We start from the raw sequence: 21,171 nt of genomic DNA, 5'->3' as shown, positions 1-21,171 counted from the left end.
CGGCGCGACCGGAGTGACCGGCCACGGGAGTTGATATTCAGAAGCTGATCTTTGCCGCCGCGCACTACGCCGAGTTCGCGATCTTCGTGATTGCCTGCTGGGGTGCCGGCCGCGCGGTGCTCGCGCGCCTGCGCCCGCCCTCGCGCCGCGACGCCTGGCTCGAAGCGGCCATGTCGGCCGCGCTCGGTGTCGGCCTTTACATCTGTGCCTTTCAGGCGCTGGCCATCTTCGGGCTCTTCCGCCGCGAGGCGACGCTGGGCCTGGTCGGCGCGGGCGTCCTGGCCGCCGCGTGGCAGTGGCGCGGCTGGCGCGCCGACATCCGCGCATTGCGCGCGGCCGCGCCCCCCACTGCGCCGTGGACCCGCTTCGAACGCATCGCCGCCATCGCGCTGGCGCTGGTCGCGCTGCCCGCGCTGGTGGCGCCGCTCGCGCCGCCGGCCGCCTTCGACGAGCTGATGTACCACCTGCCGTATGCGCGCCTCGTGGCGCAGCAGGGCACGCTGGGCATCCACGACTGGCTGCGCTACCCCTGGTTCCCCTACAACTACAACTTGCTGTACGCCGCCGCGCTGCAGGTGGGCGACGACGTGCTGCCGCACTTCCTCAACGCCCTGGCGGGCGCACTGTCGGTGCTGATGATCTTCCGCCTGGGCATCCTGCATGCCAACCGGCTCACCGCCTGCATCGGCGCGGCCATCTGGCTGGGCATGGGCGACTACGCCAACGCGCTGATCGACATGGGCGTGGCGCTGTTCGTGCTGTCGGCCTTCGTGGCGCTGTGGTGGTGGCGCGAATCCGAGCCGCTGCGCGACGGCACGCGCTGGCTCTGCCTGGCGGCGTTCTGCCTCGGCGTGGCGGCGGGCTCCAAGTACCAGGCGCTGATCTTCCTGCCGCTGGTGGCGCTGTTCGTGGTGCGCCACGAGCGCCGCCTGTTGCAAGCCTGGGCGCCGGCGCTGCTGTGCTTCCTGATTCCGTGCATCTACTGGTACGCGCGCAACGCCATCATGACGGGCGACCCCTTCAACCCGATCGGCGCGCGCGTGTTCGGCTTCACCGAATGGGTGCCGGCCGACTACGTGCAGCAGGTGGCCGACGTGCGCGACCACGCCGAGATGCCCAACGCGCTGATCTGGTCGGTGTTCCTCGCGCCCTTCAGCGTGTGGTGGAAGCGCTCCGCCGCCGTGCGCGCGGCGGGCTGGTTCTGCCTGTACTCGGTGGCCGTGTGGGTCGTGACCTCGCGCTACCCGCGCTACCTCATGGCCTCGTTCCCGCTGCTCGCGATGACGGCGGCCGTGGGCTGGCAGGTGCTGTTCGGCTGGATCGCGGCGGGCGTGCGCCGCCTGCGCGCAGCGCCCGCTGCGGTCGCAGCCGACGGCCCGCGCAGCGGCGCCGGCGTCGGCGACTGGGTCGTGGTGCTGCTGCTGGCCGTGCTGGCCGCCGTGTCGGTGGGCCAGACGGCCACCAAGGTGTCGATGATCTCGCTCACGGCCGAGGCGCGCGAGGCCTTCCTGCGCAAGCACGTGCCGGGCTACGGCGTGATGGACTACGTGCGCCGCAACGTGACCGGCCGCGTCTACCAGATCGCGCTGAACGAGGCGATCTACTACGGCCCCAACCCGATCTGGGGCGACACGCTGGGGCGCTGGCGCTACCGCGACTACCTGCTGATGTCGCCCGGCGACACGGCGCGCAAGCTGGCAGCCGAGGGCTTCACCACCGTCGTCATGTCGCCCGAGATGGTGAAAGTGCTCAGCGTGCGGCCCGGCTTCGACCAGTACTATGGCCTGCTGCACGACCAAGACGGCAGCCGCGCCTACCGACTCCTTCCGACGACCGCCCCATGACGACCGACCACCGACCCGCCCCCGTGTCCGCCATGCCGCGCATTGCCGCCGTCATTCCCTGCTTCAACGAGGCCCTGGCCATCACCCAGGTGATCGAGGGCTTCCGCGCGGCCCTGCCCGGCGCCGAGATCCACGTCTTCGACAACAACTCCACCGACGACACGGCCGCCGTGGCCCGCGCGGCCGGCGCGATCGTCACGCACGTGGCCGCGCGCGGCAAGGGCAACGTGGTGCGGCGCATGTTCGCCGACGTCGAGGCCGACATCTACGTGATGGTCGACGGCGACGCCACCTACGACACCACCGCCGCGCCGCGCCTCATCGCGCGGCTGGTCGAGGGCAACCTCGACATGGTGGTCGGCAGCCGCGTGGACGACGGCCAGGACGCGCTCACCTACCGCGCCGGCCACCGCTTCGGCAACTGGCTGCTCACGGGCACCGTGGCGCAGCTCTTCGGCGGCGGCCTCACCGACATGCTCTCGGGCTACCGCGTGTTCTCGCGCCGCTATGCCAAGTCGTTCCCGGCCCTGTCGCAGGGCTTCGAGATCGAGACCGAGCTGACCGTGCACGCGCTCGAGCTGCGCATGCCTTACGCCGAGGAAGCCACCGCCTACAGCACGCGCCCCGAAGGCTCGCACAGCAAGCTCTCGACCTACCGCGACGGCTGGCGCATCCTGAAGACCATCGGCAAGCTGTTCGTGAGCGAGCGGCCGCTGCAGTTCTTCTCGATCGTCGCCGCCGTGCTCGCGATCGCAGCGCTCGCGCTGGCCCTGCCGCTGTTCATGACCTACGCCCACACCGGCCTGGTGCCGCGGCTGCCCACGGCGGTGCTCGCCACCGGCGCGATGCTGGCGGCGCTGCTGTCCTTCGTCTGCGGCGTGGTGATGCACACCGTCACGCTCGGCCGGCAGGAGGCCAAGCGGCTGCGCTACCTGGCGCAACCCTGCGTGCGCGAGAGCTTGCGCAAGAGCCTGCGCGCGCACTGACGGCGGCGCGATGAAGATCGGGCGCGAGTTCCTCTCGTTCGCCGTGGCCGGCGTGATCGGCTTCGTGGTGGACGTGACGGTGCTCTACCTGCTGGCGCCGCTCTTGGGGTGGTACGGCGCGCGCGTCGTGTCCTTCCTGGCCGCCGCCACCACCACCTGGCTCTACAACCGCCGCTACACCTTCGCGGCGAGCGCGGCCGGCGCCGCCACGGGGCGTTCGGTCTGGCGCGAATACTTGGGCTACCTCACGACCATGCTGGCCGGCGCCGTGCTGAACTACGGCACCTACGTGCTCACGCTGCACTGGGTGGAAGGCCGCTGGGCCGCCGCGCTCGGCGTGGCGCTGGGCAGCATCGCGGGCCTGGGCGCCAACTTTCTCTCGGCGCGCTACCTGGTCTTCCGCTCGCACCGCAGCGGCGGCTGAGGCCGCCACCGGGCGCGTTCAAGCGCGCTCAGTGCCCGCCCGACACCACCACCGGGATCTCGGTGGCCGGCGGCGTGTTGCGGCTGCGGCCGCAGCGCACGAGGCCGTCGATCATCACCATGCCCACGCCCGGGATGTCGCCCAGCTGCACGCTTTCGAGCAGGCCCGGCGCGGGCGAATGCTGGGCGCGGTCCATGAACACGAAGTCGGCCGCGCGGCCCACCTCGATCAGGCCGCAGTTGAGCTTGCGGATCTTCGCCGTGTTGCCGGTGGCGAAGCAGAACACCAGCTCGGCCGGGATGTTCGCGATCGACGACAGCATCGCCACCATGCGCAGGATGCCCAGCGGCTGCACGCCCGAGCCGGCGGGCCCGTCGGTGCCGAGGATCACGCGGTGCGGGCACTTGAGTTCGAGCGCGGCCTTCGCCGCCGCGATGGCGACCTTCTCGTTGCCGTTGTGCACGATCTCGATGGCGCGCGAGCTCTTCTCGCACAGCTCGCACACGTGCGCCTCGGGCAGCGAGGTGTGGCCGCCGTTGATGTGGCCGATGATGTCGGCGTCGGCCTCGAGCACCACGTCCTTGTCGATCAGGCCCGAGCCCGGGATCGACGGGCCGCCCGTGTGGATCGTGCTCTGGATGCCGTATTTGCGCGCCCAGGCCACCATTTCCTTGGCCTCGTAGCCGGCCTTCACCGAGCCCAGGCCCACTTCGCCCAAGAGGCCCACGCCCGCTTCGGCGAGTTCCTTGAAGTCGCTCTCGACCATGCCCTTCTCGATGACGGGCGCGCCGGCCAGCACCTTCACGCCGCCGGGGCGGAAGTTGTCGAAGGCGCGCTGCGCGGTGATGGCCAACGCCTTCAGGCCGACGATGTCCTTCGGGCGGCCGGGCAGGTGCACCTCGCCGGCCGAGATCATGGTGGTCACGCCGCCGTGCATGGTGGAGTCGATCCAGCCGATCTGGCCCTGGCGCGGCGTCCAGTCGCCGAACACCGGGTGCACGTGGCTGTCGATGAGGCCGGGTGCGACGCAGGTCTTGCGCGCGTCGATGACGGTGACGGCGCCTTCGAGGTCGCAGTCTTTCTCCTTGCCGACCGCCACGATCAGGCCGTCGTTCACCACCAGGGTGTCGGCGTCGAGGATGGGCTTGTCGATGTCGCCCGAGAGCAGCAGCCCGATGTTCTTTATGACGACCTTGCCCGACTTTGTGCCGGCTGCGATTTCTGCCATTTCGTTGTGTCCTCGTCGTGGGGTGGGGAAGGGGTGCGGTTGTCCGATACCTCGTCCGCGCGCACGGTGCGCAGCAGGGTCTCGATGACGAAATCTTCCCAGTGCGCGACGGCTTCCGGCGACTCCAGCGGCTCGCCGAGGAAGGCCGTGAGCGTGTGCCGGTTCGATGTGTAGAAATAGCCGGTGGACGCGATCAGCAGGTAGATGTCGCGCGCCACGAGGTCGGTGCGGAACAGGCCCTGGGCCGCGCCGCTGGCAAGGATTTCCGAAATGATGGCCACCGCCCGCGACGAGTACTCGCGCGCCCGCAGCGACTTCGAGATGTGCCGGCCCTTGTGCAGGTTCTCGGTGTTCAGCAGGGTGACGAACTCGGGGTTCTTGCGGTAGTAGCCGAGCACGAAGCGGATGACTTCGGTGAGCGCTTCCACGGGCCGCGAGGCGTCGAGCGCAATGGCGGCTTCGGCATCGTCCATGCGCTGGTAGATGCCTTCGAGCACCGCGATGAACAGGCCCTCTTTGCTGCCGAAGTAGTAGTAGATCATCCGGTCGTACGACTTGGCGGCCTTGGAGATCTTCTCCACGCTGCCGCCGTCGTAGCCGTACTTGGCGAACACCTTGGTCGCCGCCTTGAGGATGCTGTCGCGCGTGGCCTGGGCCGCGGCCTCGCGCACGCCGGTGCGGCGCTGGGGCTTGGGCTTGCTGACGGAGCGGGAGTCGGCCATCGTGCGCGCAGCGCCTCTGTATCGGGTCTTACTTCTCGGCGAAGGCGCGTTCGACCACGAAGTCGCCCGGCGTCGAGGTGTTGCCTTCCTTGAAGCCGCGCTTTTCCAGGATGTGCTTCAGGTCGACCAGCAGGCCGGGGCTGCCGCACAGCATCACGCGGTCTTCCTCGACGTTCAGCGGGGGCAGGCCCAGGTCGTCGGTGAGCTTGTTGCTCTCGATCAGGTCGGTGACGCGGCCCTGGTTGCGGAACTCCTCGCGCGTGACCGTGGGGTAGTACAGCAGCTGCTTGGCGATCATCTCGCCCAGGATCTCGTGCTTGGGCAGGTGGTCGGTCACGAGGTCGTGGTAGGCCAGCTCGTCGACCTGGCGCACGCCGTGCACCAGGATGACCTGCTCGAACTTCTCGTACGTGTCGGGGTCGCGGATGATGCTCATGAACGGCGCCAGGCCGGTGCCCGTGCCGAACAGGTACAGGCGCTTGGCCGGCAGCGTGTAGTCGATGAGCAGCGTGCCGGTGGGCTTGCGGCCCACGATCACGGTGTCGCCCACCTGGATGTGCTGCAGCTTCGAGGTGAGCGGGCCGTCCTCCACCTTGATGCTCAGGAACTCCAGGTGCTCCTCGTAGTTCGGGCTCACGATGCTGTAGGCGCGCAGCAGGGGCTTGTTGTTGACCTTCAGGCCGATCATCGTGAAATGACCGTTCGAGAAGCGCAGCGCCGGGTCGCGCGTGGTGGTGAAGGTGAACAGGCGGTCGGTCCAGTGGTGGACGCTCAGGACGCGTTCTTCGCTGAATGCACTCATACAGAACTCAAGTGTTGGTTGAAGACAGAAAAGGGTGGCTGAGCCGAAATGCACGCCTTTGGGGCGTCCGCCATCGGCCGGCTAGCAACCCTCCATTGTCGTTGGTCGGAAAAACCCCGATGAACACCGCGAGAAAACACCATTGCAAGCATCGGGCCTGTTTGCTACATTGACCTTTGATGTAGTGAACGCAACATGAAAGTGTAGGGGATGCTACACAAACGAAAGCCGCCGCACAAGCACCTGCACGGCACGTTTGTTGCAAACCTCCGGGGCCTGAAGACCCGCTCCGACAGCACCACACCACGAGATCGCCCCGATGACTGAACACACCAAGACAGACGGACTGCCCGGCATCGACATGCCCCTGGTCGCGCAGGCCGGGGGCGCCGCCTTCGGCAAGGCGCCGCCGCGCAACGAGAAGATGAGCACCGCCAAGGTCGAGTGCAACGCTTGCCCGGTGCTGTGCCAGATCTCCGACGGCCGCACCGGCGCCTGCGACCGCTACGCCAACCGCCAGGGCGTGCTGGTGCGCGTCGATCCGGTGGTGCTGCTGCGCCGCACGCTCGCCAGCGAACAGCCGGCGCTCGTGCCCTTCGACCGGCCCGGCGCCGAGGCGGTCGAGGCCGATGCCACGCCCGACTGGAACGGCGACCTGCTGCATGCCGACGAGGTCTTCGTCACCGGCGTGGGCTCGTCCACCACCTACCCCGACTACAAGCCCGCGCCCTTCATCGTGGCTTCCAAAGCCCAGGGCGTCGACATGGTCACCGTCGTCACCGAAGGCATCTTCAGCTACTGCAGCTTCAAGGTGAAGATCGACACCGACCGCTTCCTGGGCGCCGAGCAGGCCAACGTGCGCTACAAGGGCGAGGTCGTGGGCCATGTCACCACGGCCGAGTACGGCTCGCAGATGCTGTCGCTGGGCGGCGTGCACCACCTCACGGGCGGCAGCAAGAAAGAGGGTCGCATGACGGCCGAGCTGATGCAGCTCCTGGGCAACAAGCAGGCGGTGGAATGCACCATCGACGGCGGCGCCAGCCTCGTCATCCAGGCCGGCAAGGCGCCCATCGTCAACGGCGTGGAAGAGCAGCGCATGCGCGTGGGCTGCGGCTCGGCGGCCGTGGGCATCTTCGCGCGCCAGTTCGCCGGCGTGGCCGACGAGGTGGTGGTGGTCGACGACCACATCACCGGCGTGCTCACCGAGCACCAGGCCGGCCGCTGCCTCGACATGACGCCCTCGGGCATCCAGATGCTGGGGCGCAAGTCGACACCCGGGCGCTACTTCCAGGTCGCGAACCCGGGCAACGGCTGGGGCGGCACCGACATCGCCGACCCGCTGGCGATCATCGAAGGCTGGGAAGAGGGCGTGGCCCGCCCCGGCCTGCGCCTGCTCATGACCTCCACCACCGGCGAGCACGCGCAGTGGTACGTGCTCGACGAGGCGCTCAAGCCCATCGAGCAGCCCATGCCGCCCGAGGTGCGCCGCATCGTCGATCGCATCGGCGAGAACTGCGAGCCCTCGCTGTGCACCGTGCTGTTCCTCGGCGGCGCCGGCGGCAGCCTGCGCGCGGGCGTCACCGAGAACCCGGTGCTGCTCACGCGCGCCATCAAGCGCGCGCTGGTCAACGTCACCTGCGGCGGCGCGCCGGCCTATGTGTGGCCCGGCGGCGGCATCACCGTGATGGCCGACGTCATGCGCATGCCCGACAACAGCTTCGGCACCGTGCCCACGCCGGCCATCGTCGCGCCCATCGAGTTCAGCATGCGGCGCGCCGACTACGAAGCGCTCGGCGGGCACGTCGAACACATCTTCCCGCTCGAGCAGGCGCTCGCACGCGGTGCGTGGCAGGAAGACGGCGCACCGCTGGCGCGCCAATGGCTCGTCATCGACGATGCCAACCCGTGGCCGCTCGGCCACGCCCCCATGCTGGGCTGAAACCATGTCCGCCCAACGCACGGCGCTCGACGCGGGCCGCTGGCATTTCAACCACGGCCCGATCGACATCGTGGCCGAAGCACACGGCGACCCGTACGCCGTCGCGGCCGCACACGACGCGGCCTGGGCACGCTTCGGCCATGTGCTCGACGAACTCGTGCGCGAGCTGCCGCAGCTGCGCCTGCCCGTGGCCGCACGCCAGCGCCCGCGTGGCGTGGTGGCGCGGCGCATGTGGGACGCCTGCGATGCGTTTTCGCCGTTGTTCCTCACGCCGATGGCGGCCGTGGCCGGCAGCGTGGCGCAGGAACTCATCGCCTTCTACGACCGGCCCGGCATCGAGCGCGCCTGGATCAACAACGGCGGCGACATCGCGCTGCACCTCGCGCCCGGCCACACGGCGCGCGCGGGCTTGTTTGCCGACCTCGCGCGCTTCGACTGGCGCGACAGCGGCATGCTGACCACCGACGGCCAGTTCGCGCTGCACGCCGACCAGCCGGTGCGCGGCGTCGCCACCAGCGGCTGGCGCGGGCGCAGTTTCTCGCTGGGCATCGCCGACAGCGTGACGGTGTTGGCCGCCACCGCGGCGCAGGCCGACGCCGCCGCCACCGTGATCGCCAACGCCGTCGACGTGGCCGACGCCGCCATCCAGCGCCTGCCCGCCAGCGAATGCAAGGACGACAGCGACCTCGGCGACACCCTCGTCACCGTCGACGTGCCGCCGCTGGCGCCCGCGCAGGTGCACCATGCACTCGATGCGGGCGCGGCGTGCGCCCGCGCGCTGCAGAAAAGGGGGCTCGTGTGGGCCGTTCTGCTCGTTTGCCAGGGGCAGTGGCGGCGGGTGGAACCCTTATGCTCGAAGTCGCTGGACATCGCGCTGCCCGAAGCAGTTGGTTCAGTATTTGCTTAACGAAAAGCAAGGTTCTTTTTCATGATCGAAATCCGTCGCGTCTTCACCCATGTCGAGTACATCCACCACGAGTTCGGACCGCGTGCCGAAACCCCGCTGGTGCGCGGTGCCATCGGCGCGGTGCTGACCAATCCTTTCGCGGGCCGCTACGAGCCCGACATCCTGCCGATGATGGCGCTGCTCGACCCCGTGGGCGTCGACATGGCGCACCAGCTGCACGCCGCCATGGACGTGCCGCTGGAGCAGATCGCCACCTACGGCAAGGGCGCCATCGTCGGCGCCGACGGTGAGCTGGAGCACGGCGCGCTGTGGCACGTGCCCGGCGGCTACGCGATGCGCGAGCTGCTCGGCTGGAAGGGCAGCCGCGCCGCCTACACCGCGGGCAAGGCCGAAGAGAAAACCGGCCAGCCCGGCAACGCGCTGTCGATCGTGCCCTCGACCAAGAAGGTCGGTCCGCCCGGCGCCGCGCTCGACGTGCCGCTCACCAACATCAACGCCAGCTACGTGCGCGGCCAGTTCGACGCCATCGAGGTGCGCGTGCCCGGCGCGCCGATGGCCGACGAGATCGTCTTCATCCTCGCGATGAGCACCGGCTACCGCGTGCATGCGCGCGTCGGCGGCCTGCTCGCCAAGGACATCAGCAAGTGGGACGGCCTGCGCTGACCGCACAAGACAAGAGACAAGACAAGGAACACACAGACATGACCGCCAACATCCGCAAGCTCGTCATCCAAGTCGATGAAACCCGCAAGGAAATGGGCCAGGACGTGACGCCGCCCACGCGCCGCGCCGTCGCCATCGCCGTCATCGAGAACCCCTACGCCGGCCGCTACAGCGAGAACCTCGACGAGCTCATCGCCATCGGTGAAGAGCTCGGCGCGCTGCTGGGCCAGAAGGCCGTGAAGGCGCTGGGCATCGAGCCCGGCCAGGCGCAGAGCTACGGCAAGGCCGCCATCGTCGGCGAGCGCGGCGAGCTGGAGCATGCCGCCGCCATCCTGCATCCCAAGCTGGGCGCGCCGCTGCGCGTGGCGGTCGAGAAGGGCGCCGCACTCGTGCCCTCGGCCAAGAAGCAGGGCACGCTGGGCACCGCCATCGACGTGCCGCTGGGCCACAAGGACGCCGCCTTCGTGCGCAGCCACTTCGACGCCGTCGAGGCCCGCGTGGCTGATGCGCCCCGCGCCAACGAGATCGTCGTGGCCGTGGCCGTCACCGACAGCGGCCGCCCGCTGCCGCGCGTCGGCGGCCTGCAGGCCAGCGAGATCAAGGGCGAAGACGGTCTTCGCTGACCTGTCATTGCATCGTCACCCGCATCGTGTTTTCTGTTCGAACTTCTAGGAGCTTCCCGATGAATCCATTGCGCCTTGCCTTCTGCGCCGCTTCCGTCGTCACGCTGGCCACTGCCCTCGTCCCCGCGCATGCGCAGGGCGTGATCAAGATCGGCGAAATCAACAGCTACAAGGCGCAGCCCGCCTTCCTCGAGCCCTACAAGAAGGGCATGGAACTGGCGGTCGACGAGATCAACGCCAAGGGCGGCGTCAACGGCAAGAAGCTGGAGCTCATCAGCCGCGACGACAACGCCAACCCCGGCGACGCCGTGCGCGTGGCCGAAGAGCTCATCTCGCGCGAGAAGGTCGACGTGCTGGCCGGCGCCTTCCTGTCGAACACCGGCCTGGCGCTGACCGACTTCGCCAAGCAGAAAAAATTCTTCTACCTCGCCGCCGAGCCGCTCACCGACAAGATCGTCTGGAGCAACGGCAACAAGTACACCTACCGCCTGCGCCCCTCGACCTACATGCAGGTCGCGATGCTGGTGCCCGAGGCCGCCAAGCTCAAGAAGAAGCGCTGGGCCATCGTGTACCCCAACTACGAGTATGGCCAGTCGTCGGTCGCCACCTTCAAGACGCTGCTCAAGGCGATCCAGCCCGACGTCGAGTTCGTCGCCGAGCAGGCGCCGCCGCTGGGCAAGGTCGATGCGGGCAGCGTGGTGCAGGCCCTGGCCGATGCCAAGCCCGACGCCATCTTCAACGTGCTGTTCGGCGCCGACCTGTCCAAGTTCGTGCGCGAAGGCAACACGCGCGGCCTCTTCAAGGACCGTGAGGTCGTGAGCGTGCTGACCGGCGAGCCCGAGTACCTCGACCCGCTGAAGGACGAAGCGCCCAACGGCTGGGTCGTCACCGGCTACCCCTGGTACGGCGTGAAGACCGCCGAGCACAAGGCCTTCAACGACGCCTACCAGGCCAAGTTCAAGGACTACCCGCGCCTGGGCTCGGTGGTGGGCTACAGCGCCATCTACTCGATCGCGGCCGGCGTGAAGAAGGCCGGCAGCACCGACACCGAGAAGCTCGTGGCCGCCTTCAAGGGCCTGCAGGTCGACACGCCCTTCGGCAAGATCAGCTACCGCGCGCAGGACAACCAGTCCACCATGGGCGCGTACGTCGGCAAGACCAAGAACGACGGCGGCAAGGGCGTGATGGTCGACTACGTGTACCTCGACGGTGCCAAGTTCCAACCCACCGACGACGAAGTGAAAAAGATGCGCCCTGCGGACTGACCGCACGGCTCCTGCAACGCGTCCGCCGCCGCTTCTTGAGCGCGGCGGGGCGCGGTGTCTCCAGTTTCCTCAGGGTCCCTCATGAGCTTTTCAGGCTTCGTTGTTCAGTTGCTCAACGGGTTGGCCGGCGCGTCTTCGCTGTTCTTGGTGGCGGCCGGCCTCTCGTTGATCTTCGGCGTGACGCGCATCGTCAACTTCGCCCATGGATCTTTTTTCATGGTGGGCATCTACGTCGCGTACACGCTCGTCGAGAAGCTCGGCCCGAGCGTGGGCTTCTGGCCGGCGCTTTTGATCGCCGCGCTCGCGGTGGGCGTGCTGGGTGCGCTCATCGAGGTGCTGCTGCTGCGCCGCATCTACAAGGCGCCCGAGCTGTTCCAGCTGCTCGCCACCTTCGCGCTGGTGCTGGTCATCAAGGACGCGGTGCTGTGGCTCTGGGGGCCTGACGAACTGCTCGGCCCGCGCGCACCGGGCCTGAAGGGCTCGGTCGAAATCCTCGGGCGCCAGTTTCCTTCCTACGACCTGTTCCTGATCGTCGTCGGCCCGCTGGTGCTCGGCCTCGTGTGGCTGCTGCTCACGCGCACGCGCTTCGGTACGCTGGTGCGCGCCGCCACGCAAGACCGCGAGATGGTCAGCGCGCTGGGCGTCAACCAGGCCTGGCTCTTCACTGCCGTGTTCGCGCTCGGCGCGCTGCTCGCGGGCCTGGGCGGGGCGCTGCAACTGCCGCGCGAACCCGCCACGCTCGAGATGGACCTGAACACCATCGGCGCCGCCTTCGTCGTCGTCGTGGTCGGCGGCATGGGCTCGCTGCCCGGCGCCTACGTGGCTGCGCTGCTCATCGCCGAGATCAAGGCCGTGTGCATCTGGCTGGGCGTGGTGCAGATCTTTGGCATCGACGTGTCGTTCTCCAAGCTCACGCTGATGGTCGACTTCCTCGTGATGGCCATCGTGCTGGTGTGGCGCCCCTGGGGTCTGTTCGGCCGGCCGCAGGCGCCGAGCCGCTACGTGGGCATGCAGGAAGAACCGCTGCGCCGCCCGAGCACCGCCTACATCGTGGCCGCCGCAGGGCTGGCGCTGGTGCTGGCCGCGCTGCCGCTGCTGACGGCCGGTTCGCCCTACACCACGGTGCTGATGATCGACCTGCTGATCGCCGCGCTGTTCGCCACCAGCCTGCACTTCATCATGGGGCCGGCCGGCATGCACTCCTTCGGCCACGCGGCCTACTTCGGCCTCGGGGCCTACGGCGCGGCGCTGCTGGTGCGCGCGCTGCACCTGCCGATGGAACTGGCGCTGGTGGTCGCGCCGCTGGTGGCCGCGCTCGGCGCCTTCGTCTACGGCTGGTTCGCCGTGCGGCTGTCGGGCGTGTACCTGGCGATGCTCACGCTGGCCTTCGCGCAGATCACCTGGGCCGTCACCTACCAGTGGGACAGCTTCACGGGCGGCAGCAACGGCCTGACCGGCGTGTGGCCCTCGGAGTGGCTGTCGAACAAGCAGGTGTACTACTGGCTCACGCTGGTGCTTGTGGGCGCGGGCGTGTGGTGGCTGCGCCGCGTGCTGTTCTCGCCCTTCGGCTATGCGCTGCGCGCGGGCCGCGACTCGGTGCTGCGCGCCGACGCCATCGGCATCGACGTCAAGCGCATGCAGTGGGCCGCCTTCGTCATCGCGGGCACCGTGGCCGGCCTGGCCGGCGCGCTCTATGCGTTCTCCAAGGGCAGCATCTCGCCCGAGAGCCTGTCGGTCGGCAAGTCGGTCGACGGCCTCGTGATGGTGCTGCTGGGCGGCATCCAGACCCTGGCGGGGCCGGTGGTCGGCGCCGTCACCTTCACCTGGCTGCACGACACGGTGGCGCGCAACACCGACTACTGGCGCGCGATGCTCGGCGCCATCATCCTGATCCTGGTGCTGCTGTTCCCGCAGGGCATTGCAGGGTCGATCAAACAGCTCGTCGATCGCTGGCGCGCACCGAAGCATGATGAAGCAGACGCCAAGCTCAAGGAGGTGAAGGCATGAGCCTCCTCAAAGTCACCAACCTCGGCAAATCGTTCGGCGGCGTGAAGGCCGTGGACGGCATCAGCTTCGAGCTGCCGCCCGGCGAGCTGCTGGCGCTCATCGGCCCCAACGGCGCCGGCAAGTCGACCACCTTCAACATGGTGAACGGCCAGCTCAAGGCCGACCAGGGCTCGATCACGCTCGACGGCCACGAACTCGTGGGCCGCAAGCCGCGCGAGATCTGGCGCAAGGGCGTGGGCCGTACCTTCCAGATCGCCGAAACCTTCGCCTCGCTCACCGTGGTCGAGAACGTGCAGATGGCCTTGCTCTCGCACGACCACAAGCTGTTCTCGATGTGGCGCCGCGCGGCCGACCACAAGCGCGACGAAGCACTGGCGCTGCTCGACCAGGTCGGCATGAAGGCGCAGGCCGACCGGCCCTGCAGCGTGCTGGCCTACGGCGACGTGAAGCGCGTCGAACTCGCCATTGCGATGGCCAACTCGCCCAAGCTGCTGCTCATGGACGAGCCCACCGCCGGCATGGCGCCCCAGGAGCGCAACTCGCTCATGGCGCTCACCAAGGACCTCGTCATCCAGCGCGGCATGGCCGTGCTCTTCACCGAGCACAGCATGGACGTGGTGTTCGCGTACGCCGACCGCATGATCGTGCTGGCGCGCGGGCGCCTCATCGCGCAGGGCAAGCCGCTGGAGATCCGCGACCACCCGAAGGTGCAGGAGGTGTACTTCGGCAGCGGCAAGACCTTCGAGAAGATTGCCGAAAAGGCCGCCGCATTGGGAGTTGCCGCATGAGCACGCATGAACCGCTTCTGGAAGCCAAGGCCTTGTGCGCCTGGTATGGCGCCGCGCAGATCCTCTACGACGTCGACCTCGAAGTGCGGCGCGGCGAAGTCGTCGCGCTCATGGGCCGCAACGGCGCGGGCAAGTCGACCACGCTCAAGACGCTCATCGGCATGCTCACCAAGCGCCGCGGCGCCGTGCGTTTCCTGGGCCACGACATTTCGAAGAGCGAGCCGCACCACGCGGCGCGCCTGGGCCTGGGCTTCGTGCCCGAAGACCGGCGCGTGTTCACCGACCTCACGGTGATGGAAAACCTCGAGGTCGGCAAGCAGCCCGCGCGCCAGTGGGCCGACGGCACGGCCGCGCCGCTGTGGACGCCCGAGCGCCTGTTCCAGCTGTTCCCCAACCTCGGCGAAATGCCGAACCGCCCCGGTGGCCGCATGAGCGGTGGCGAGCAGCAGATGCTCACCGTGGCGCGCACGCTGATGGGCAACCCTTATCTCGTGCTGCTCGACGAGCCCTCCGAGGGCGTGGCCCCGGTCATCGTCGAGCAGATGGCGAACATGATCCTCGAGCTCAAGGCGCAGGGCGTGAGCATCCTGCTGTCGGAGCAGAACATGCACTTCGCCGAGCTGGTCTCCGACCGCGCCTACGTGCTCGAGAAGGGGCAGATCCGCTATCACGCCACGATGGCCGAGTTGGCCGCGAACGAAGAAGTGCGCAGGGCCTACCTCAGCGTCTGACCGTTTCCTTTCCTCAACCACCGGAGTCCACACCATGCATCGCAGAACCGTCTTGAAGTCCGCCGCTGCCCTTGGGCTCGTCGGCAGCCTCGGCAGTTTCGGTCTCTCGTCCGCTTTCGCGGCCGGCAAGATCAAGCCCGGTGGGAAAGCCGCGCTGATCGTGGTCGATGTGCAGAACTGCTTCCTCGACGGCGGCACGCTCGCGGTGAAGGGTGGCAACGAAGTGATCCCGGTCATCAACGCGCTGGCGCCCGCGTTCCAGAACATCGTCGTCACGCAGGACTGGCACACGGCGGGCCATGCCTCGTTCGCCAGCACCTACAGCGGCAAGAAGCCCTTCGAGACCACCAAGCTCAATTACGGCACGCAGGTGCTGTGGCCCGACCACTGCGTGCAGGGCACCGACGACGCCGCGCTCGGCAAGGAGCTCAAGGTGCCGACCGCGCAGCTCATCATCCGCAAGGGCTTCCACAAGGACATGGACAGCTACTCCGCCTTCGAGGAGGCCGACCACAAGACGGCCACCGGCCTGGCCGGCTACCTCAAGGCGCGCGGCATCAAGACCGTGTTCGTCACGGGCCTGGCCACCGACTTCTGCGTGGCCTGGACCGCGATGGACGCGCGCAAGGCCGGCTTCGAGGCCTACGTGATCGAAGACGCCACGCGCGGCATCGACCTCAACGGCTCGCTGGCCGCCGCCTGGAAACAGATGATGGCCAAGGGCGTCAAGCGCATCCAGTCCGGCGACATCCAGGCCGGCTGACGACGAAGAAGTCCGCGGCGCCGCCGCGGCAACACCCCTCCGACGACAACAACAAAGAGACAGACGACGCATGAAGCTTTCGATTTCAAGGCGCACCCTGGTGGCGGGCGGCGCGGCCCTGGCGCTCGGCCCCGGCCTGCTGCGGCCGGCGCGCGCGGACAACGGCGTGACCGACAGCACCATCCGCATCGGCCAGTCGGCCGTGTTCAGCGGCCCGGCGAAAGACTTCGGCGTCGACTACCGCGCGGGCATCCAGATGTACTTCGACCGCGTCAACAAGTCGGGCGGCATCCACGGCCGCAAGATCGAACTCGTCACCTACGACGACGCCTACGAGCCCGCGAAGACGGCTGCCAACACGGCCAAGCTGATCGACGAGGACAAGGTCTTCGCGCTCACCGGCTACGTCGCCACCGGCAACCTCGCGGCCGCCATGCCGCTGGCCGAGAAGGCCGGCGTGCCGATGTTCGCGCCGCTGGTGGGCACCACGTCGTTTCGCACCAAGACCAACCGCTACCTGTTCCACGTGCGCGCGGGCTACGACCTGGAGCTGCGCAAGATCATCAGCCACCTCTCGACGCTGGGCATCCAGTCGATCGCCGTGGTCTACCAGGACAGCGCCTTCGGCAAGTCGAACCTCGCCACCTGCGAGCAGCTGGCCGCCGAGTACAAGGTGAAGGTGGTGCAGACGCTGCCCATGGCCATCGCAGCCGAAGACGCCAAGCAGGTGATCGGCGGGCTCGCCGAAGGCCGCCCCGGCGCCGTCGTGATGATCATGGCCGGGCGCATGACCGAGGTCTTCATCCGCGACTACCGCGCGAGCGGCGCGGCCGCGCCGCTGTACACGCTGTCGGTCGGCATCACCGACGCGGCGGGTTCGGCCAAGCGGCTGGACGGCAAGCTCGCCGGGCTGGTCACGGCCAGCATCGTGCCGCCGCCCGGTGCGCAGCGCGTGCCCATCGTGGCCGACTACCAGCGCGACCGCACCGAGTTCGGCCAGAAGATCGACAGCTACACCGCGCTCGAGGGCTACATCGTCGCGCGCGTGATGGCCGAGGGCCTGCGCCGCGCGGGCAAGGCGCTCACGCGCGACAGCTTCATCGCCGGGCTCGAGAGCATCGGCAGCACGCGCTTCGGCGACTTTCCCGTCGACTACAGCGCGAAGAACCACAACGGCTCGACCTTCGTGGACCTGGAGATGTACACCCGTGACGGCCAGTTGCGGCGCTGAGCCGCTGCACCTGCAGGTCAACGGCCGGGCGCACGCGCTCGCCGGCGTGCCGCGCGAAGCCTCGCTGCTGCACCTGCTGCGCAACGACCTCGGGCTCAACGGGCCCAAGTACGGCTGCGGGCTCGGGCAGTGCGGTGCCTGCACGGTGCATGTCGACGGCGTGGCCGCGCGGTCCTGCGTGATTCCGGCGCACGGTGTGGCGGGGCGCCACATCACCACGCTCGAAGGGCTCGGCATGCGCGGGCGCTGGCACCCGGTGCAGGCCGCCTTCGAAGACGCGCAGGCCGCGCAGTGCGGCTACTGCCTCAACGGCATGGTGATGCAGGCCGCGGCGCTGCTGGCGCGCGACCCCGATGCGAGCGAGGCGCGCATCCGCAGCGAGCTTTCGGGCAACCTGTGCCGCTGCGGCACGCACATCGAGATCCTCGACGCCGTGCAGCGCGCCGCCGTGCGCCTGCGCGCAGCCCCGCCGGACGCCCCCGCCGCATGACGCGCCGCGCCGACCTGCCGCAGACGCGCGCGGAGTTCCTCGCCGCCGATGGCGTGCTGCTGGTGGTGCGCGAGGCACCGCCCCCGCCGCCGCCCGCCAAGGGCCAGCCCGCCTTCATCGCCAGCCACCCCAGCGAAGGCGACGAGGTGCTGCTCGCGCTGTGGGACGACGGCAGCGTCTCGGCGCTCAACGGCCACGTCGACCTGGGCACCGGCATCCAGACCGCGCTCGCGCAGATCGTGGCCGAGGAGCTCGACCTCGGCATGCCCTGCGTGCGCATGATGCTCGGCGACACCGCGCGCGCGCCCAACCAGGGCGCGACCATCGCGAGCGCGTCGATCCAGATCCACGCGCAGCCGCTGCGGCTGGCCGCGGCGCAGGCACGCGCGTGGCTGCTCGCGCGCGCGGCCGAACGGCTGGGCGTGGCCGTCGATGCGCTGCAGGTGCGCAACGGCGTGGTGCGCGTGGTCGAGGCGCCGGACCGTCACATCAACTACGCGGACCTCGTGGCGCACCAGCGCACGGTGCTGCGGCTGGACCTCGATGCCACCCCCAAGAACCCGGCCGACTACCGCCTCGTCGGCACGCGCCAGGCGCGCGTCGACATCCCGGCCAAGCTCGCGGGCGACCTCGTGTTCGTGCACGACATGCGCGTGCCCGGCATGCTGCACGGCCGCGTGGTGCGCCCGCCTTACGCGGGCGCGGACCACGGCGAGTTCATCGGCAACACGCTCGAAGCGGTCGACGAAGCGTCGATCGCCCACATCCCCGGCATCCGTGCCGTGGTCGTGGTGCGCGACTTCGTCGGCATCGTCGCCGAGCGCGAAGAACACGCCGAACAGGCGATGCGCGAACTGCGCGTGACCTGGAAACCCTGGCCCGGCATGCCCGACCTGCGCGATGTGGCACAGGCCCTGCGCGACAACCCCTCGACGCAGCGCCTGCTGGTCGACGAAGGCGATGTCGACGGCGCCATGGCCGCCGCCGCGCAGCCGATGCAGCGCACCTATGTGTGGCCCTACCAGATGCACGCGTCCATCGGTCCGTCGTGCGCGCTGGCCGACTGGCAGCCGGCCGATGGCAGCGGCATGCAGCTGCGCTGCTGGGCCGGCTCGCAGAACCCGCACGTGCTGCGCGCCGATCTGGCCAAGCTCATGGGCGTGGACGACGTGCAGGTCGACGTGGTGCGCATGGAGACCGCGGGCTGCTACGGCCGCAACGGTGCCGACGACGTGGCGGCCGATGCCGCGCTGCTCGCGCGCGCCGTGGGCACGCCGGTGCGCGTGCAGCTCTCGCGCGAGCAGGAGCATGCGTGGGAGCCCAAGGGCGCCGCGCAGCTCATGGAGATCGACGGCGGGCTCATGGCCGACGGCCGCGTCGCGGCCTACGACTTCGAAACCTCCTATCCGTCGAACGGTGCGCCCACGCTGGCGCTGCTGCTCACGCGCACGGTCGAGCCCGTGGCGCAGGCCTACGAGATGGGCGACCGCACCGCGCGACCGCCCTACAGCTACGACAACCTGCGCGTGAAGGTCAACGACATGGCGCCGATCGTGCGCGCCTCGTGGCTGCGCGGCGTGTCGGCGCTGCCGAGTTCGTTCGCGCACGAGTCGTACATCGACGAGCTGGCGACCGCCGCCGGCGTCGACCCCGTGCAGTTCCGCCTGCGGCACCTGGACGACCCGCGCGCGGTCGAACTCGTGCAGGCCACCGCGCAGAAGGCCGGCTGGCGCATGCGCACCGGGCCGCAGGAGAACGCCGACGGCGGGCTCGGCGAAGGCGGCGACATCCTCTTCGGCCAGGGCTTTGCGTACGCGCGCTACATCCACAGCAAGTGGCCGGGCTTCGGCGCGGCATGGGCCGCGTGGGTGGCCGATGTCGAGGTCAACCAGAAGACCGGCGAGGTGCATGTGCGCCGCGTGGTGGTGGGGCACGACGCGGGGCTGCTGGTCAACCCGGCGGGCGTCGAGCACCAGGTGCACGGCAACGTGATCCAGACCACCAGCCGCGCGCTCAAGGAGCAGGTGCAGTTCGCGCCGCAGCAGGGCGCTGCAACGGGCGGTGCGCAGTTGCCGGGCGTGCTGCCTTCGGGCGTGGTCGCGAGCCGCGAGTGGGGCAGCTACCCGATCCTCAATTTCCGCGACGTGCCGGTGATCGAGGTCATGCACATGCCGCGCCCCGGCGAGCCGTCGCTGGGTGCGGGCGAGTCGTCGTCGGTGCCGGGCACGGCGGCGATCGCGAATGCGATCTTCGATGCGACGGGCGTGCGCTTCCGCTCGCCGCCGTTCACGCCGGAGACGGTGCTGGCGGAATTGAACCGGGGTTCGCTGCCACCGCCTCCGGGCCAGGGCGATGGCCACGCGAAGGGCGATGCCGCCGGACCCTCTTCCTCAGCTGCCTCAAGCGCAGGCGTGCGGGACGCCCTGTGGCCGCGCCGCAAGGGCCTGTGGGCCACCGGCGCCGCGCTCTTCATCGGCGGCCTCGGCGTCATCGCCGGCCTGCTCGGCTGGCGCGCGGCCATCGCGCCGGTGTCGCTCAGCGCGCCGGTCTACAGCGAGTCCACCATCGAACGCGGCCGCGTGCTCGCCGCGCTCGGCGATTGCGCCGTGTGCCACACCGCACCGGGCGGCGCACCCAACGCCGGTGGCCGCGCGATGGACACGCCCTTCGGCACGCTCTACACCACCAACCTCACGCCCGATGCCGAGACGGGCCTGGGCCGCTGGTCGTTCAGCGCCTTCCAGCGCGCGATGCGCGAAGGTGTCTCGCGCGACGGCCACCACCTGTACCCCGCGTTCCCCTACACCGCCTTCGCGAAGACCAGCGATGACGACCTGCAGGCGCTCTATGCCTACTTCATGTCGATGCCGGCGGTGCGCGCACCAACGCCCAAGTCCGAACTCAAGTTCCCGTTCAACCTGCGCCCGCTGATGGCCGGCTGGAACGCGCTGTTCCACGACCCCGCGCCGCTTCCGCCCGTGCCCACGCAGAGCGCCGAGTGGAACCGCGGTGCCTACCTCGTCAACGGCCTGGGCCATTGCGGCGCCTGCCACACGCCGCGCAACGCGCTCGGCGCGGAGCAGGGCGGCAGCGCGTTCCTCTCGGGCGCGATGGTCGATGGCTGGGAGGCGCCCGCGCTCACGCAGCTGTCGAAGGCCGCCGTGCCGTGGGACACCGACGCGCTCTACCGCTACCTGCGCAACGGCCACTCGCCGCGCCACGGCATCGCGGGCGGCCCGATGGCCGAGGTGGTGCGCGAACTCGCGCAGGTGCCCGACGCCGACGTGCGCGCCATGGCCGTCTACCTCGGCTCGTTCAACCCCGCGCCGGTCGCGCAACCGCAAGCGCTTGCGCAGCAGGCCATCGACAACGCCGCGCGCACGCAAGGCCAGCTGCTCGGCCCCGCGCAGCGCATGTTCGACAGCGCCTGCGCGTCATGCCACCACGACGGCGACGGCCCCACGCTGCTGGGCGTGAACACGCCGCTCGCACTCAACAGCAGCCTCACGAGCACACGGCCCGACAACCTGCTGCGCACCATCCTCGACGGCGTGCGCGCACCCGCGCACCGCGACATCGGCTTCATGCCCGCGTTCCGCGAGGCGCTCGACGACCGCCAGATCGCCGACCTCGCCGGCTACATGCGCGCACGTTTCGCGCCGCAGGAAGCGCCGTGGGCGAACCTGCCCGCCGAGGTGGCGCGCGTGCGGGCCACGCCGGGCCACTGACCCGCAGCGGGCGTGGCCGCGGGCCCGCGG

18 protein-coding genes are annotated in these 21,171 nt (G+C 69.5%); 15 read left to right on the top strand and 3 right to left on the bottom strand.

Annotated elements, in window-relative coordinates; genetic code table 11:
* Nucleotides 1–86: 86 nt before the first annotated feature.
* The 3 genes from AC07YS_RS11670 to AC07YS_RS11660 are packed head-to-tail and all read left to right on the top strand — an operon-like array spanning nucleotide 87 to nucleotide 3,254.
* Entirely contained in the window at nucleotides 87–1,844 is a 1,758-nt protein-coding gene (locus AC07YS_RS11670) for an ArnT family glycosyltransferase (RefSeq protein ID WP_495273713.1), read from the top strand.
* Nucleotides 1,841–2,830 (top strand): glycosyltransferase family 2 protein, encoded by a 990-nt coding sequence (locus tag AC07YS_RS11665; RefSeq protein WP_062473993.1) that lies wholly within the window; start codon nucleotides 1,841–1,843, stop codon nucleotides 2,828–2,830. Before AC07YS_RS11670 ends, AC07YS_RS11665 begins: the two co-directional genes overlap by 4 nt.
* Before the next feature lie 10 nt (nucleotides 2,831–2,840).
* Nucleotides 2,841–3,254: a GtrA family protein gene (locus tag AC07YS_RS11660; protein WP_070063556.1), complete on the top strand. Its 414-nt coding sequence runs from the start codon at nucleotides 2,841–2,843 to the stop codon at nucleotides 3,252–3,254.
* 28 nt (nucleotides 3,255–3,282) lie between these two features.
* Here the strand turns inward: AC07YS_RS11660 and AC07YS_RS11655 are convergent, their stop codons facing one another.
* The 3 genes from AC07YS_RS11655 to AC07YS_RS11645 are packed head-to-tail and all read right to left on the bottom strand — an operon-like array spanning nucleotide 3,283 to nucleotide 6,006.
* On the bottom strand, nucleotides 3,283–4,482 hold the full coding sequence (locus tag AC07YS_RS11655) for an amidohydrolase family protein (protein ID WP_495267857.1): 1,200 nt from the start codon (nucleotides 4,480–4,482) through the stop codon (nucleotides 3,283–3,285).
* Nucleotides 4,437–5,204, bottom strand: coding sequence for a TetR/AcrR family transcriptional regulator (locus AC07YS_RS11650; protein WP_070063554.1), 768 nt, complete (start codon nucleotides 5,202–5,204; stop codon nucleotides 4,437–4,439). Before AC07YS_RS11650 ends, AC07YS_RS11655 begins: the two co-directional genes overlap by 46 nt.
* A gap of 28 nt (nucleotides 5,205–5,232) precedes the next feature.
* Nucleotides 5,233–6,006 carry a ferredoxin--NADP reductase gene (locus AC07YS_RS11645; protein ID WP_062473986.1) on the bottom strand — a complete coding sequence of 258 codons (774 nt, stop codon included), beginning with the start codon at nucleotides 6,004–6,006 and terminating at the stop codon, nucleotides 5,233–5,235.
* A gap of 319 nt (nucleotides 6,007–6,325) precedes the next feature.
* On the opposite strand from AC07YS_RS11645, the gene AC07YS_RS11640 reads away from it, so the two are divergent.
* From AC07YS_RS11640 to AC07YS_RS11585, 12 genes are all read left to right on the top strand, one after another.
* Complete coding sequence (locus AC07YS_RS11640; RefSeq protein ID WP_495267858.1) at nucleotides 6,326–7,945, top strand: 6-hydroxynicotinate reductase; 1,620 nt, start codon at nucleotides 6,326–6,328, stop codon at nucleotides 7,943–7,945.
* A 4-nt stretch (nucleotides 7,946–7,949) separates the two neighbouring features.
* Nucleotides 7,950–8,852, top strand: a complete 903-nt coding sequence (locus tag AC07YS_RS11635) for a UPF0280 family protein (protein ID WP_495267859.1) — start codon at nucleotides 7,950–7,952, stop codon at nucleotides 8,850–8,852.
* Nucleotides 8,853–8,873: 21 nt separating this feature from the next.
* On the top strand, nucleotides 8,874–9,515 hold the full coding sequence (locus AC07YS_RS11630) for an amino acid synthesis family protein (RefSeq protein ID WP_492733290.1): 642 nt from the start codon (nucleotides 8,874–8,876) through the stop codon (nucleotides 9,513–9,515).
* A 38-nt stretch (nucleotides 9,516–9,553) separates the two neighbouring features.
* On the top strand, nucleotides 9,554–10,138 hold the full coding sequence (locus tag AC07YS_RS11625) for an amino acid synthesis family protein (RefSeq protein ID WP_070063550.1): 585 nt from the start codon (nucleotides 9,554–9,556) through the stop codon (nucleotides 10,136–10,138).
* Between the two features lie 59 nt (nucleotides 10,139–10,197).
* Nucleotides 10,198–11,403 (top strand): ABC transporter substrate-binding protein, encoded by a 1,206-nt coding sequence (locus AC07YS_RS11620; protein WP_062473975.1) that lies wholly within the window; start codon nucleotides 10,198–10,200, stop codon nucleotides 11,401–11,403.
* Between the two features lie 81 nt (nucleotides 11,404–11,484).
* Nucleotides 11,485–13,410, top strand: a complete 1,926-nt coding sequence (locus AC07YS_RS11615) for an ABC transporter permease (RefSeq protein ID WP_070063549.1) — start codon at nucleotides 11,485–11,487, stop codon at nucleotides 13,408–13,410.
* Complete coding sequence (locus tag AC07YS_RS11610) at nucleotides 13,407–14,198, top strand: ABC transporter ATP-binding protein (protein ID WP_447740080.1); 792 nt, start codon at nucleotides 13,407–13,409, stop codon at nucleotides 14,196–14,198. The genes AC07YS_RS11615 and AC07YS_RS11610 overlap by 4 nt, the downstream gene beginning before the upstream one ends.
* Complete coding sequence (locus AC07YS_RS11605; RefSeq protein WP_139703387.1) at nucleotides 14,195–14,929, top strand: ABC transporter ATP-binding protein; 735 nt, start codon at nucleotides 14,195–14,197, stop codon at nucleotides 14,927–14,929. Before AC07YS_RS11610 ends, AC07YS_RS11605 begins: the two co-directional genes overlap by 4 nt.
* A 34-nt stretch (nucleotides 14,930–14,963) precedes the next feature.
* Nucleotides 14,964–15,692, top strand: a complete 729-nt coding sequence (gene pncA / locus AC07YS_RS11600; protein ID WP_495267860.1) for a bifunctional nicotinamidase/pyrazinamidase — start codon at nucleotides 14,964–14,966, stop codon at nucleotides 15,690–15,692.
* Between the two features lie 70 nt (nucleotides 15,693–15,762).
* Nucleotides 15,763–16,923, top strand: a complete 1,161-nt coding sequence (locus tag AC07YS_RS11595) for an ABC transporter substrate-binding protein (RefSeq protein ID WP_495267861.1) — start codon at nucleotides 15,763–15,765, stop codon at nucleotides 16,921–16,923.
* A complete protein-coding gene (locus AC07YS_RS11590) occupies nucleotides 16,901–17,413 on the top strand; it encodes a (2Fe-2S)-binding protein (RefSeq protein WP_492742299.1) in 513 nt (170 codons plus the stop codon). The genes AC07YS_RS11595 and AC07YS_RS11590 overlap by 23 nt, the downstream gene beginning before the upstream one ends.
* Nucleotides 17,410–21,141 carry a molybdopterin cofactor-binding domain-containing protein gene (locus AC07YS_RS11585; RefSeq protein WP_495267862.1) on the top strand — a complete coding sequence of 1,244 codons (3,732 nt, stop codon included), beginning with the start codon at nucleotides 17,410–17,412 and terminating at the stop codon, nucleotides 21,139–21,141. The genes AC07YS_RS11590 and AC07YS_RS11585 overlap by 4 nt, the downstream gene beginning before the upstream one ends.
* The last annotated feature ends 30 nt before the right edge of the window (nucleotides 21,142–21,171 follow it).

The organism is Variovorax sp. GW458-11-26-14-LB1 (assembly GCF_059423965.1).
Note: the sequence above shows the minus strand (reverse complement) of the source record. Positions and strands in the feature narration are given on the sequence as shown.

Excerpts from the sequence above, each read along its gene's own strand:
- AC07YS_RS11665 (WP_062473993.1), top strand. The coding sequence starts at position 1,841 with ATGACGACCGACCACCGACCCGCCCCCGTGTCCGCCATGCCGCGCATT.
- AC07YS_RS11660 (WP_070063556.1), top strand. The coding sequence starts at position 2,841 with ATGAAGATCGGGCGCGAGTTCCTCTCGTTCGCCGTGGCCGGCGTGATC.
- AC07YS_RS11655 (WP_495267857.1), bottom strand. The coding sequence starts at position 4,482 with ATGGCAGAAATCGCAGCCGGCACAAAGTCGGGCAAGGTCGTCATAAAG.
- AC07YS_RS11650 (WP_070063554.1), bottom strand. The coding sequence starts at position 5,204 with ATGGCCGACTCCCGCTCCGTCAGCAAGCCCAAGCCCCAGCGCCGCACC.
- AC07YS_RS11645 (WP_062473986.1), bottom strand. The coding sequence starts at position 6,006 with ATGAGTGCATTCAGCGAAGAACGCGTCCTGAGCGTCCACCACTGGACC.
- AC07YS_RS11640 (WP_495267858.1), top strand. The coding sequence starts at position 6,326 with ATGACTGAACACACCAAGACAGACGGACTGCCCGGCATCGACATGCCC.
- AC07YS_RS11635 (WP_495267859.1), top strand. The coding sequence starts at position 7,950 with ATGTCCGCCCAACGCACGGCGCTCGACGCGGGCCGCTGGCATTTCAAC.
- AC07YS_RS11630 (WP_492733290.1), top strand. The coding sequence starts at position 8,874 with ATGATCGAAATCCGTCGCGTCTTCACCCATGTCGAGTACATCCACCAC.
- AC07YS_RS11625 (WP_070063550.1), top strand. The coding sequence starts at position 9,554 with ATGACCGCCAACATCCGCAAGCTCGTCATCCAAGTCGATGAAACCCGC.
- AC07YS_RS11620 (WP_062473975.1), top strand. The coding sequence starts at position 10,198 with ATGAATCCATTGCGCCTTGCCTTCTGCGCCGCTTCCGTCGTCACGCTG.
- AC07YS_RS11615 (WP_070063549.1), top strand. The coding sequence starts at position 11,485 with ATGAGCTTTTCAGGCTTCGTTGTTCAGTTGCTCAACGGGTTGGCCGGC.
- AC07YS_RS11610 (WP_447740080.1), top strand. The coding sequence starts at position 13,407 with ATGAGCCTCCTCAAAGTCACCAACCTCGGCAAATCGTTCGGCGGCGTG.
- AC07YS_RS11605 (WP_139703387.1), top strand. The coding sequence starts at position 14,195 with ATGAGCACGCATGAACCGCTTCTGGAAGCCAAGGCCTTGTGCGCCTGG.
- pncA (WP_495267860.1), top strand. The coding sequence starts at position 14,964 with ATGCATCGCAGAACCGTCTTGAAGTCCGCCGCTGCCCTTGGGCTCGTC.
- AC07YS_RS11595 (WP_495267861.1), top strand. The coding sequence starts at position 15,763 with ATGAAGCTTTCGATTTCAAGGCGCACCCTGGTGGCGGGCGGCGCGGCC.
- AC07YS_RS11585 (WP_495267862.1), top strand. The coding sequence starts at position 17,410 with ATGACGCGCCGCGCCGACCTGCCGCAGACGCGCGCGGAGTTCCTCGCC.